11 protein-coding genes and 1 riboswitch are annotated in these 13,149 nt (G+C 60.1%); of the genes, 8 read left to right on the top strand and 3 right to left on the bottom strand.

Annotation, left to right across the window (positions count from 1 at the left end; translation table 11 throughout):
- Nucleotides 1–44: 44 nt before the first annotated feature.
- Nucleotides 45–121: riboswitch (SAM riboswitch) on the bottom strand.
- 118 nt (nucleotides 122–239) lie between these two features.
- The 8 genes from PM04_RS10460 to dtd all read left to right on the top strand — a co-directional run bounded on the left by PM04_RS10460 (nucleotide 240) and on the right by dtd (nucleotide 7,814).
- Nucleotides 240–953 (top strand): glutathione S-transferase N-terminal domain-containing protein, encoded by a 714-nt coding sequence (locus PM04_RS10460; protein ID WP_038006403.1) that lies wholly within the window; start codon nucleotides 240–242, stop codon nucleotides 951–953.
- Nucleotides 954–1,148: 195 nt separating this feature from the next.
- Nucleotides 1,149–2,033: a 5-bromo-4-chloroindolyl phosphate hydrolysis family protein gene (locus PM04_RS10455; RefSeq protein ID WP_038006402.1), complete on the top strand. Its 885-nt coding sequence runs from the start codon at nucleotides 1,149–1,151 to the stop codon at nucleotides 2,031–2,033.
- A 9-nt stretch (nucleotides 2,034–2,042) separates the two neighbouring features.
- Nucleotides 2,043–3,236, top strand: coding sequence for a toxic anion resistance protein (locus PM04_RS10450; protein ID WP_038006401.1), 1,194 nt, complete (start codon nucleotides 2,043–2,045; stop codon nucleotides 3,234–3,236).
- Nucleotides 3,233–4,219: a DUF2927 domain-containing protein gene (locus PM04_RS10445; RefSeq protein ID WP_052068295.1), complete on the top strand. Its 987-nt coding sequence runs from the start codon at nucleotides 3,233–3,235 to the stop codon at nucleotides 4,217–4,219. The genes PM04_RS10450 and PM04_RS10445 overlap by 4 nt, the downstream gene beginning before the upstream one ends.
- Nucleotides 4,220–4,242: 23 nt before the next feature.
- A complete protein-coding gene (locus PM04_RS10440) occupies nucleotides 4,243–5,361 on the top strand; it encodes an SPFH domain-containing protein (protein WP_038006400.1) in 1,119 nt (372 codons plus the stop codon).
- Between the two features lie 21 nt (nucleotides 5,362–5,382).
- Nucleotides 5,383–6,477, top strand: coding sequence for a TFIIB-type zinc finger domain-containing protein (locus PM04_RS10435; protein ID WP_038006399.1), 1,095 nt, complete (start codon nucleotides 5,383–5,385; stop codon nucleotides 6,475–6,477).
- 3 nt (nucleotides 6,478–6,480) lie between these two features.
- Complete coding sequence (locus tag PM04_RS10430; protein ID WP_038006398.1) at nucleotides 6,481–7,380, top strand: carbohydrate kinase; 900 nt, start codon at nucleotides 6,481–6,483, stop codon at nucleotides 7,378–7,380.
- On the top strand, nucleotides 7,377–7,814 hold the full coding sequence (dtd, locus tag PM04_RS10425) for a D-aminoacyl-tRNA deacylase (protein WP_038006397.1): 438 nt from the start codon (nucleotides 7,377–7,379) through the stop codon (nucleotides 7,812–7,814). The genes PM04_RS10430 and dtd overlap by 4 nt, the downstream gene beginning before the upstream one ends.
- On the opposite strand, the gene PM04_RS10420 is transcribed toward dtd, so the two are convergent.
- The 3 genes from PM04_RS10420 to PM04_RS10410 form a co-directional block, all read right to left on the bottom strand.
- Nucleotides 7,792–9,675 carry a glycosyltransferase family 2 protein gene (locus PM04_RS10420; protein ID WP_052068296.1) on the bottom strand — a complete coding sequence of 628 codons (1,884 nt, stop codon included), beginning with the start codon at nucleotides 9,673–9,675 and terminating at the stop codon, nucleotides 7,792–7,794. The two genes, dtd and PM04_RS10420, sit on opposite strands and share 23 nt — an antisense overlap.
- Nucleotides 9,676–9,678: 3 nt before the next feature.
- On the bottom strand, nucleotides 9,679–11,712 hold the full coding sequence (locus PM04_RS10415; RefSeq protein ID WP_038006395.1) for a cellulose biosynthesis cyclic di-GMP-binding regulatory protein BcsB: 2,034 nt from the start codon (nucleotides 11,710–11,712) through the stop codon (nucleotides 9,679–9,681).
- Between the two features lie 97 nt (nucleotides 11,713–11,809).
- Nucleotides 11,810–13,033, bottom strand: coding sequence for an NAD-dependent epimerase/dehydratase family protein (locus PM04_RS10410; RefSeq protein WP_038006393.1), 1,224 nt, complete (start codon nucleotides 13,031–13,033; stop codon nucleotides 11,810–11,812).
- Nucleotides 13,034–13,149 lie beyond the last annotated feature (116 nt).

Here is a 13,149-nt window from a genome sequence, read left to right as displayed (position 1 = left end):
CCTGCATCTGGCCTAAACCGGCAATTGGAGGTGCGGGTGGAGCCATCGCTCCATGACCAACCTCTTTAGCGGCATATTTATAGAGGGCCACAATCCGGTACAAATCCCCTCTCTGACCGCTGGCATAAAGCGCTGGGGCGTCGGTGTCAATTTGCCTGCAATGTCCCACTCGCACAGCACCTAGCCCTTGCGGCGCAAGTGAATTCGGGCAACCCTCCGCCCCAACAGGAGGAACTGCCATGACCACGCCCCAAGACCCGATTGAGTTGTATTTCTGGCCCACACCGAACGGTTGGAAAGTCTCTATCGCGCTGGAGGAAATGGGCCTACCCTACACGCTCAAGCTGATCAACATCGGCGCCGGTGAGCAATTTGCGCCGGAGTTCCTCAAGATTGCGCCCAACAACCGTATGCCCGCCATCGTGGACCCGCAGGGACCGGACGGCAGCCCCATCTCGATCTTCGAATCCGGCGCGATCCTGCAATACCTTGCGCGCAAAACCGGTCAATTCGGCGGCACGACCGAACGGGAACGTATTGCCGTTGAGCAATGGTTGATGTGGCAAATGGGCGGGCTGGGGCCAATGGCGGGTCAGGCGCACCACTTTATGAAATATGCCCCCGCGATGGACCCGCCCAACGACATTCCATACGCCAAAAACCGGTACGGCGCGGAAACGGCACGGCTTTATGGGGTGCTGGATCGTCAGCTTGCCAACAACCGCTACGTGGCTGGCGAGTTTTATTCGATTGCGGACATGTCAATCTGGGGGTGGGCATCCCTGTGGGAGGGGCAGCAGCAAACTCTAGACGACAAACCCCACTTTGCCCGCTGGCTCGCAGAGGTTGGCGCGCGGCCCGGTGTGATCGCAGGACGCGCACTTGCGGCCGAAAAACGCGGGGCGGCCAAAGACCTTGCACGCAGCAAGACGCTATTCAAATCGGCAAAGTGAGGGGAAAGTTGCCCACGCTACGTCACAATCGCCCGGGGGGACTCGCAAAACGGCGGCGCGCTGATTAAACTTTGTTAAGGTATTTTAAGTGGGGCGCATTATGCAGTCAGAGAGTTTGCAGAAATTCGGCTTTGTGGCGTTGATGATCCTGATGGGTTTGGCGTCATTTGGCGTGCTGGATGGGCAGATCTGATCATGGCGAAACGCTTTGGTGGAGAATTCAGCCCCGATGGGCGCAGCCAACCGGGGGCTAAGCCCAGCCCGCTGGCCAGCGTCAAGCCGAGCCGCCACAGATTGCGACTGCTGATCCTGTTCCTCCTGCCGTTACCGCTGTTGTTTCTGGGCTTGGGCAAACCACCGCTCGCGATGGCCGTCGATTTCACCGCTGCCGCCACGCTGATCCTTGCCGCTTGGCTGTTGCAAGAGGGGCTAAAAGCCGAAAACGCGTTCAATGATCGTAAAATCGCGCGCCGCCCTTCCTTTCCACGAAAAATATGCGCCAGTGTTCTAACAGGCATCGGCATCGCCTTGGCCACGATGGACGGGCTGTCTGGCATCCCCGGCGCCGCCCTTTACGGAATTGTTGGCGGAATTTTGCACAGCTTTTCGTTTGGCATCGACCCCCTGCGCGACAAAGGCATGGAGGGGATCGATACCTTTCAGACCGAGCGCGTGGCCACCGCCCTCGACAAAGCCGAGGGCTATCTGGCCGAGATGAAAGATGCCGCCCTACGCGCCGGTGATCGCGGTGTCATGGCGCGGGTGGATCGGTTTCAAACCACGGCCCGCGTGATGTTTCGCACCGTCGAAGAGGACCCGCGCGACCTATCTGCTGCACGCAAGTTTCTGGGCATCTACCTCGTGGCGGCCCGTGATGCGACGGTCAAATTCGCGGATCTGTTTGCCCAAACACGCGACGCGCAAACCTTGGCCGACTACGATGCTTTACTTACCGACCTAGAGGCCAGCTTTGAAGCCAAACGCGAAAAACTTTTAGTGGCGGATCGCAGTGATTTAGATATTGAAATTGAAGTATTACGAGACCGTCTTAAGCGTGACGGCCTACTTATTAACGATTAGGAATTTATCATGGAAAAATCAGTACACGAACAAGCAAAAGCCGCCCTCAAAGAGGTCGAAGCTATAAGTGCCGTGGTCCTGCCCGAGCCCACCGCCGAGCTGATCCCGCTAGCCACCGCCGAGGCCCCCGTGGCCGCTGACATCCGCAAGCGCATGGATGAAATCGACCTGAACAATACCGACAGCATCATCGCGTTTGGCTCTGCCGCGCAGGTTGAGCTGCAAGAAATTTCCCAAGCCATGTTGGCCGACGTCAAGAACAAGGACGTTGGCCCCGCCGGCGACAGTCTGCGGACGATGGTGACCACGATCCGGGGCTTCTCGGTGAGTGAACTGGACGTGCGGCGCAAACGTTCGTGGTGGGAACGGCTCACCGGGCGGGTCGCGCCCTTTGCCAATTTCCTTGCGCGCTATGAGGACGTGCAGGAACAGATCGACAAGATCACCGAGACCCTTGAAGGCCATGAACAGACGCTTCTGAAGGACATTAAGTCCCTCGATAAACTCTATGAAAAGACGTTGGATTTTTACCGCGAGCTCGGTCTGTATATCACCGCCGGTGAGGAGAAAATCAAAGAGCTGGACACCAACGTCATTCCTGCCAGGGCCTCTGCGGTCGCCGCCGCCGACCCCGATGACCAAATGATCCTCGCGCAGGAATTGCGCGATATCCGGGCGGCGCGCGATGATCTGGAACGCCGGGTGCATGACCTGAAACTGACCCGGCAGGTGACGATGCAATCCCTGCCCTCGATCCGGTTGGTGCAAGAAAACGACAAATCGCTGGTGACCAAGATCAACTCGACCCTCGTGAACACCGTGCCCCTATGGGAAACCCAACTGGCGCAGGCCGTCACGATCCAACGCTCCCGCGAGGCGGCCGAAGCCGTGCGCGAGGCCAACGACCTGACCAACCAACTTCTCACGCAAAACGCGGCCAACCTGCGCGAAACCAACAAAATCGTGCGTGAGGAAATGGAACGTGGTGTGTTTGATATCAACGCCGTGAAACAGGCCAATGACGATCTGGTCGCCACAATCAACGAAAGCCTCCAGATCGCGGATGAGGGCAAAGCCCGCCGCGCAGCCGCCGAAGTGGAGCTGCAAAAGATGGAGGCAGAGTTGCGCGACACGCTCGCTTCGGCCAAGGCGCGCAAGGACGGCGTGGGCGACACCGCAGGGACTTCGGTGCCCATCGAATGATCCTAACGCGCCGCTCTTTTTCGATGACCATGACGCGGCTTGCCGCGGGGTTTGGGCTATGCGCCCTGATGTGCGCCTGTGCAGTTGCCCCGCCCGAGCCGATCGCTGCCAGCCCTATGGTGGCCCCCGGCACGATCCCGGCGATCCCCGCCGTGCGCGGCCCCTCGTACGAAAGCAAATCGGCCCGCAAATATTATACCCGGATCGAAAAAGAGCAGGTTGCGCGGGGGTTGATGCGCGTGGACGGCGGTGGGCCGGATGTGCCCTATGACGCCGATGATCTGAGCCGCAATTTTGAACGCGTGGCTTTGTTCAATGAATACACACAAATCGGCGGTCGGTTTGTGGCGGCGCAAACGGCGGCTCAATTGCGCCGCTGGGAGGGTCCTGTGCGCATCGCCCTTCACTTCGGGCCAAGCTTACCAGAGGCCCAGCAGGCGCGCGACAAAACCCTTGTCCAGAACTACATCAAACGCCTTGCGCGTGTCACCGGCCACCCGATCAGCCTCGTGTCCAACCCAAAGCGCGCGAATTACCACGTGTTCGTGGTCAGCGTGGATGAACAGCGCAACCTTGGCCCTCTGATTAAGGCGGTTGAACCCAAACTGGGCGCGGCAACCATCAAGGAAATGACGAGCCTGACGCGCAACAATTTCTGCGCGGTCTATGCCTCCTCCACGCGGTCTGCGCCCTATGTCTATGCCTCAGCCATCGCCCTGATCCGGACGGAACACCCCGATCTGATGCGCGACGCGTGCTATCATGAGGAAATCGCCCAAGGCCTTGGGCTGGCCAACGACAGCCCCAAGGCACGCCCCTCTATTTTCAACGACGACGAAGAATTCGCCTTTCTGACCTCACATGATGAACGGCTTTTGAGCATTTTGTATGACCCCCGGCTTCGCCCCGGGATGACCCCTGACCAAGCCCGCCCCATCGTCGCGCGCCTTGCAAGCGAGCGTGCGCCCAGCGGCTCCATCTGATTTTCCCGCCTCAGGAGGCACGCATGCCCATTTTCGATTTTCTAAGCGGCCAGTTTATTGACGTTATTCATTGGACCGACGACAGCCGCGACACCATGGTCACCCGGTTTGAACGCGAGGGCCATGAGATCAAATACGGCGCCAAGCTGACCGTTCGCGAAGGCCAAGCCGCTGTTTTCATTCACGAAGGTCAGCTGGCCGACGTGTTTACCCCCGGGCTCTATATGCTGGAAACCAACAACATGCCGATCATGACCAGTCTTCAGCACTGGGATCACGGCTTCAAATCGCCCTTCAAGTCTGAGATTTATTTCGTCAACACCAACCGCTTTACCGACCTGAAGTGGGGCACCAAAAACCCGATCACCCTGCGCGATCCTGAGTTTGGCGCTGTGCGGTTGCGGGCCTTTGGCACCTATACCGTTAAGGTAACCGACCCTGCCCGGTTCCTGACGGAAATCGTGGGCACGGATGGCGATTTTACCACCGATGAGATTACCTTTCAGATCCGCAACATCATTGTCCAAGAAGCCTCGCGCGCGTTGGCCAGCTCGCGCATCCCGGTGCTTGATATGGCGGCCAATACCCGCGATCTGGGCAAGCTGATTGCCGAGCAGATCAGCGAAACCATCACCGGCTATGGGCTGACCCTGCCGGAGCTATACATCGAAAATGTCTCGCTTCCTGCGGCGGTGGAAAAGGCGCTTGATAAGCGGACCTCGATGGGTGTCTTGGGCGATCTTACGGAATACCAACGCTTTGCCACCGCTGAGGCGATGCAATCGGCCGCGACCACGCCGAACTCTGGCATGGGTGCGGGGCTTGGAATGGGGATGGGCATGGGCATGGGCATGGCGCAATCCATGGCCCAACCGCGCAGCGGCCCGTGGGGGGCTGTGCCGCAGGCAGCGCCACCACCGCCGCCCCCTCCGGTCGAGCATATCTGGCACATCGCCCGCAATGGCCAGACAACCGGACCGTTTTCAAAGGCAGCGATGGGCAAAATGGTGACCGAGGGCAGCCTCACTCGCGATACGCATATTTGGACACCGGGCCAAGATGGCTGGCTGCGCGCCGAGGACGTGCGCGAACTGGCGCAACTGTTTACCGTGATGCCGCCGCCTCCGCCCCCCGGCGTCTAGGGTGGCTTTACGCAGCCACACATGACTGACGTTCTCGACCACCGATTTCCCTGCGACGCCTGCGGGGCGGACCTGCGGTTTACACCCGCCGCAGGCCAATTGGTCTGTGACCACTGCGGCAATACCGCCCCGATGGAGGGTCGCCGCGTCGCGACATTGCAGGAAATCGACTTGCGCACAGGCCTCAGCCAAGGTGGCTCTGACCTGATGGAGGAAACGCGGGTTTCCACCTGCTCCAATTGTGCGGCTCAGGTCGAATTCGATCCCGACATCCATGCCGCCGAATGCCCGTTTTGCGCCACACCAGTGGTCACCGATACGGGCGCGCACCGGCATATCAAACCGGCGGGCGTCCTGCCCTTTGCACTTGAGGAAAGCGCCGCCAAAGAGGCCATGTCAGATTGGTTGGGCGGCCTTTGGTTCGCGCCGAACGGGTTGCAAGCCTATGCCCGCAAGGGGCGCAAAATGCAGGGCATCTACGTGCCCTACTGGACGTTCGATACGGATACGACGACGGATTACACGGGCCAACGCGGCACAGTTTACTATCAAACCGTGACTGTCATGCGTGATGGCAAACCTGTGCGCAAACAGGTGCCGCGCACGCGTTGGCGTACGGTCTCGGGGCGGGTGGCGCGGTTTTTTGATGATGTGCTTGTGCTGGCCTCTCGCTCGCTTCCGGCGCGGTTTACCAAGGCGCTTAGCCCGTGGGATCTGTCCGCGCTGACCCCATATACGCCCGAGTTTTTGGCCGGGTTCCGCGCCGAAGGATACACCGTCACGCTTGAGGACGGTTTCGAGGACGCCAAGCAGCAAATGGATGCCGTAATCAACCGTGACATCCGCTTTGATATCGGCGGTGACAAACAACGGATCGACCACGCCCGCACACAGATGCGCAATGTCACGTTCAAACATGTCCTGCTGCCGGTTTGGCTGGCCGCCTACAAATACAGGGGCAAAAGTTACCGCTTTGTGGTGAATGGCCAAACAGGCCGCGTGCAGGGGGAACGTCCCTATTCAGCGTGGAAAATCGGCTTTGCGGTGCTGGCCGGGCTGGTACTTGCGGCGGCAGTGGGCTACGCGATTGCCCTAAGCGAACAGGGAAGGTTTTAAGCGATGATACTTTGTGCGGGCGAAGCCTTGATCGATATGTTGCCGCGCCAGACGGCGTTGGGTGAGGCCACATTCATGCCGTGCACGGGCGGGGCTGCATTGAACATGGCGGTGGCTTTGGCACGGCTCGACACCCCGGTGTCGTTGTTCACGGGGCTTTCGACGGACATGTTCGGCAACCAGCTGCGTGCCACTTTGGCGGCGGCGGGTGTGGGTGCCCGCGCCGCGACATCTGACCGGCCAACAACGCTGGCCTTTGTCGAGCTGGTCGATGGCAGCGCGCGCTATGCGTTTTTTGATGAGAACACCGCCGGGCGGATGCTGACTGCGGATGATCTGCCCGCGCTGGACGATGTCCAAGCCGTTGCACTCGGCGGGATTTCACTGGCGGTTGAGCCGTGCGCCGACGCGTTTGAAACATTGTGCACCCGTGCCGCGCCCAACAAGCTGGTCATGATTGATCCCAACATTCGCCCCCTGTTTATCAGCGATGAGGCCCGCTACCGCGCGCGGCTGACCCGCATGATGGCTGTGGCCGATATCGTCAAGCTGTCGGACGAAGATCTGGACTGGTGGAACGGCGGTGATATCGACGCGCTTTTGGCCTCGGGCCCCAAGATGCTGGTGATGACCAAGGGCCCGGAGGGCGCTGTTGCGATCCGCGCCTCGGGAATGGTTTCGGTGCCTGCAACGCGGGTGGATGTCGTCGACACCATCGGCGCGGGCGATACGTTTAACGCGGGCTTCATGGCGGGGCTTTCGGATGCCAACGCTCTGTCCAAAGCGGCGCTGGCCACGCTAAGCGATGACACCCTCCGCAACGCTCTCACCCTTGGGGTGCAGGCAGCCGGCATCACGGTATCGCGCGCAGGCGCCAACCCGCCCCACCGGTCCGAGCTATGAGGGCCGTTGTTCAACGCGTCCGCCACGCGCAGGTTCATGTGGACGGCGCGCTGATCGGTGAATGCGGTCACGGCGTGATGATCTTGGTCTGCGCGATGCAAGGCGACACGACCGACAACGCCAATGCACTGGTCGACAAAATCGCCAAGCTGCGCATTTTCAAGGACGACGCAGGCAAAATGAACCGCTCGCTTTTGGACGCGGAGGGGAGCGCGCTTGTGATCAGCCAATTCACGCTGGCAGCCGATACATCGCGCGGCAATCGCCCCGGATTTTCAGCAGCCTCCGCCCCGGATGAGGGCGAAAAGCTGTACGAATACTTTGCCGCACAGCTCGCGGCGCAGGGGGTTCCGACACAAACCGGCCAGTTCGGCGCAGATATGGCCGTGAGCCTCGTGAATGACGGCCCCGTTACGATTCAGATTGAGCGTTAGGCGCGGGCCGTCGTCCAAACCATCCCCGGATTGTGGCCACGTCCAGCACCGGTTCATCCAGACTTTCCGCATAGCTCTTGATTGAGATTGAGAGCATGGACTCTAGCGTGAAATACGCCCGGAGGATGCGAAAGACCAAATACTCCGGCAGGTACAACAGCGCCATTGGCTTCCCGTTGATCAAACACGCGAAACATGCCACCAACGCAGGTGCGCCCACCGCAACGGCGATCACCGCCTGCACCTCAAGCGGGCGCAGCGTGTGAAACCCGCCAAAGTATTCGATCAAGCCAAACAGCACGAGCGGGACAACCATCGCACGGCGGCCAGAATTCACGAGCATATAGGGCAGAACGACCTTGCCCCGCACCGTAGCGCGCGCCGAAAAGATCAACGCTCGGCACCGCGAAGAGATATGATAGACGGATCGAAACCACCGCATTCGCTGCTCACGCATATGGTGGTATGTACCGGGCACTTCGCTTTCGAATTGCACGTCCGGGTCGCACACAAGGCGGTAGCCCAATTCCCCGATCCGCAGGGACATATCGGTGTCTTCCCCGTTCATGCCGTTCACAAAGCCACCCAGTTTGCGCGGCAATTCCGTGCGGTAGGCCGCGAACATGCCAGGCACACCGACGACGGAATTGATCGTTGTAAAGCCCACCGAATAGAAGCCATGTTTGACCAATGCCTCTAGGAACCGGGCGCGGTCGAACAGTCCTCCGCCGGGCGAAAATGGCAGCCCGCCCACCGCCCCGCAAAGAGGGTCGCGAAAGTGGCGCATGACCTTGACCAACGCATCAGGGAACATGATGGTGTCCGCATCGAGCCGGATCATATACTCGGTCTGCACCCTATCGATCGCCGCATTCAGCGCGTGGGATTTTCCGGCCCGTGTCTCCAGAAACACCTCGCCAGTCATATGCGCACACGCGCCCAGGGCGCGGTCCGCAAGGGCGTGGGTATCGTCGGTTGAGTTGTTGTTGGCGATGATCATATGCACCGCACCCGCATACTGCGCGGCGGCGGCATCGGCGGCGGCGATCACTCGCGCGATGATGTGGGCTTCGTTATGGGCGGGCACAAAGATCGTGACCGGTGGCATGAACGTCCGGTGCCTGTCGCGCAATAGCATCAGGCTGGACACCAGATAGAGCGTCACGAAAAAGCTGGGCAGAAACAGAAAAACCCCCGGCCCGATCCCGCCCAGCAGCGCAATATTGCGCAGCGCGTGCACAGCATTCAGATCCAGCAGTGTCACCCAAACCGAAAGCCCCGCGCATAGCAAGGCCACGCACCCCACGGTCGCCATGGTTTGCCAGTTGCGGCGGGTGTCGATCTCCATTGCGATGGGGGGCGGCATGCGGCCCCGTTCCAACAGCTTGAACGAATAGATCGCAAAGCCCGCAACACCCGACACAATGGCAACGACGTTGACGTGCAACGCCACGCCCAACCACAAGTGTATCACGGCTGAAGCCCCGTCGAGTAGGACACAGAACGCCAAATAGCTAAGGCACATGTCCACCATCATGCCCAGCATGTGGCTCGGGCGGCGGTCCATGAAGACAGCGAACGAGATGTAGAAGCATAGGATGAACGTCCGCACCGAAACGGTGTAGTACCCCTGATATCCTTGAAAAAAATAGATGTCGTGTTGCGGAAACAGCGCCACCAGCAAGGGGATATTTCCCAGCCCCCAAAGCGACGCGGTGGACAGGACACAAAACACCACCAACAACAGTGGTGCGCGGCTTTGAGGCACCCGATGCGAAAACTGCTTGGGCGCGCTGTCCACGGACCAAAACTCATGGGTTGAGCGTTTGGCAGGGGCATCTTTGGGGCGCTGAGCGGTCATGGTCTAGTTCACCACGGGCTTCGTGCGCGGTGTCGCGACGGTGGCCATGACCGCAGGCCCTTGCGGCTGCAATGGCCCCTGAAGCGGCGCGATCAGATGCGGGCGTATGGGGTTTGGCATGGGGACCAAATCAGGCACAGCAATCATGCTCTTTGTGGCCAAGATATCGGGCCGAGGAACCGGCCGATTGCCCGGCCCAAGCGCCCGCGGGCGGCGTGTGTGTGCAGTGGTCTTAGGGGCGAAGTTAGACGCGAGCACAGCCATCACAGGCCGCTTGGGGAATACGCCGCCAATAGACGCACCTGCACCTGCAACGGCAACAGGCGCACGAGGGGCCAAGCCGGTTGATGGCGCCAAAAGGCGCGCCACCTGCGTGCTCAGCACCACCCTTGGGGGCGTGTCAGCGGTTTGCGCAGGGTTTGCCGTTTGCGCCACAGGCCGCAAAGACACAAGCGCCGCAATCCGCCCCCCATCCGCACGGATATGTGCCCCAAGATCGGTTTCCGGCGTTATCCGCATCAAGGCGTAAGGCGCGTCCGTCTCATCGCCCAAGCGCGGCCACAACACCCACAGATCGTGGGCTCCAGCATCGCGGGCCTGCGCGACGGCCTGCCCTAAAGTATTGCGCAGAATTAACTGTACCGTTCCGGGCGCGTGCCGTTCAGAGGCTGCCCCCAGTGTCCAACGCGTCGCTGCGCCGAACGCCTCGGACAGGAACTGCACAGCACTCGTCGCCTCAGCGGCGTTGAACGCAGATGATACCACCAGCGATAGATCATCCGGCAACGCGGCACCAAAATCGGCGACGTCTGCATCCGCAGACAACGCCCCACCACGCAGGCGGGTCCCGGCCTCTAACTGGGCCATCACAGGAGTGCCCGACAAGCATGTCACCCCACTGCGCGGCTCATCATTCATGACCCGCAGCTCTAACACATTCGCATAACCCTGATGCTCCGCTGGAAGGGGCACACTGCGGGCAATCCGTGTAACGTTTTCACTGAGACGTTCGGTATGGATCGCGCGGCCATTCAAGACCACCGACAGCATCCAGCGGTCGGCCTGATCCAGACCCACAAGCGACATATCAAAATCGAAATGCGTGGGCAGCATGCCATTCGGGGTGCTGCGCAGATCATAGGGAATGCGCCAGTTGGTCCGATATTCAAAGAACTTCGCATCCCACAGGGACGAGCCCGCCGGAGGCTGCATGGGCCACTGGTGCGGCGCAGGGGCGATGGTCGCCGCGACCTGTTCATCGGCGACATCCAGATCATCCGGGCTGAGCACTACGGCACCGCCCTCTGCAGCCTGTGGTGCAACAAATTCAACATCCCCGCCCAGCGTACCTTTGTGAACTGCAAACCGCAGCATCCGCGCCATGATGTCTGGCTCAAGCCCCGCGCCCCACACAACATGCGCCGGATCGCCAGAGACCCGCATACGATCCCCAAGGGAGGTCAGAGGCGCCTCAGTCGTGATGTCCAAATGGCTTGTGGGCTCGACCCGCAGGACCATCCCGCCCGACCACCGCGCCGTACACACAGCCGTGGGAAAACGGCCATTGGCGGCAAGCGTCACCTCAACCACGGATTGGGTCAGATCGGCGGGCAAAAGGTTCAGCGTGACGCGGTGCTCGGACTTGCCTTCGGGCAAAACCAATTCACCCCGGCGCTGACCGTTAATGTTGATTTTCAGCCGGGCCACGCCCTCCTCTTGCAACTGCGCAGTCAGATCAAGCGTCAGGGTGCCGGCCTCAACTCGCGCCTCACGCGGCAGGTTAAACCGCGCGCGATGATACCCCGGTGACCCAGCCAGCGCGCCCCAAGTGTCTTCTTCGCGAACAACAATCGTATGATGACGGCTGCCGGGCCGCGCATCGCGCCCGCCCACGTCGGAGGCAAAATCGTGCAGCACACGGTCCGCCTGTGCCAATGGCCCGAGCCCACGCGAGGTCGTGTCCCGATCCGTCCACAACGCAAACTGGATCAGCCCCATCACAAGGAGCGTGAAAAGCGCTAAACCCAAAAGCCTCATCTGCGTTTCCTTTCATGCGCCTGCCAGCCCGCCCCTGCCCTGTTACGCAGAGCGTGATTGCCTGTTGGGGCAGGGCTGACAGAGCGATCCTTGGTCTCTACTCCGCCGCGATCTGACGGTGCAGTGCCTCTTCAGTGACGATCCCGGCCTTTTGTTGACCCGTCCAAGTGGAGACACACGGCACAGCGTCGACATCGAAGCGGTGCAAATATTTCTGCGCGATCTCAACGGTTTCGGCCATCAACCCTTCGCGGAGGGTTGTCGGGTTCAGCCCCAGTTTGAGAAAGCTGTCGTTGCAAACGACCAAATCGTTCTCAGCGGCCTCTTTGCGCGGATTGTCCACCATCGCAATTTGGGCCCCTGTCAGATCAGCCACCAAATGGGCCAAATCTCGTACCCGGTGCTGTTCGGTCACTTGGTTCATGATTTTGACCGGCGCGCCCTTTTGGGGGGGATGCGCCACGGCCAAAGCCACACAGCGCACCGTGTCGCGGATATGAATGAAAGCGCGCGTTTGGCCCCCGGTGCCGTGCACCGTCAACGGATGACCAACGGCCGCCTGCATCAAAAAGCGGTTCAGAACCGTGCCGTAGTCTCCGTCGTAATCAAAACGGTTGATCAGCGCGGGATGCAGACGTGTTTCATCGGTTTGCGTGCCCCAAACGATGCCTTGATGCAGGTCCGTGATCCGAATTTCATCATTACGCGCATAGAATTGAAACAGCAGCTGATCCATCGACTTAGTCATGTGATAGACCGAGCCAGGATTGGTGGGATACAGGATCTCACGCTCGGACCACTGCCCCTCATCGTTGGCGACCTTTACGGGCAGATACCCCTCGGGGATGGTAAAGCCTTCGCCCGCGTAGCCATAAACCCCCATTGTGCCGAGGTGGACAACATGCGTGTCCAACTCAAGGCCCGCGATAGCAGCCATCAGATTGTGCGTACCCCGGATATTGTTGTCCACCGTGTAGCGTTTTGCCGACACGTTTCGCATGGAATATGGGGCTGCGCGTTGTTCACCGAAATGCACAACCGTATCGGGTTTGAGCATCGCCAACAGATCCTCAAGCGCGCCATAGTCCCGCGCCACGTCGATCTGGAAAAAGTCGATCCGGTTGCCCGTGACTTCCTTCCACGCCTGAACACGCTCCGAGATATGAGCGATGGGCGTTAGGCTGGACGCGCCCAACTCTCGGTCAACCTTGCGCCGGGACAGGTTGTCCACAATCGCAACCCGATGCCCCTGTGCCGACAGGTGCAGCGCCGTAGGCCAGCCGCAAAACCCGTCTCCCCCGATAATGACTACGTTCTTCATACTGCTGCCTTTCATTGCAGAGCGCCCCCAGTGGTCAGAACATCCCTCGATGCCCTTGCTGAGATCAGTATGGTTAACGAATTTTGAATTTATTCGGCCAAACTATGGCCTTTTCA

The organism is Thalassobacter sp. 16PALIMAR09 (assembly GCF_000765485.1).
Classification (GTDB): Bacteria; Pseudomonadota; Alphaproteobacteria; order Rhodobacterales; family Rhodobacteraceae; genus Thalassobacter; species Thalassobacter stenotrophicus.
Note: the sequence above shows the minus strand (reverse complement) of the source record. Positions and strands in the feature narration are given on the sequence as shown.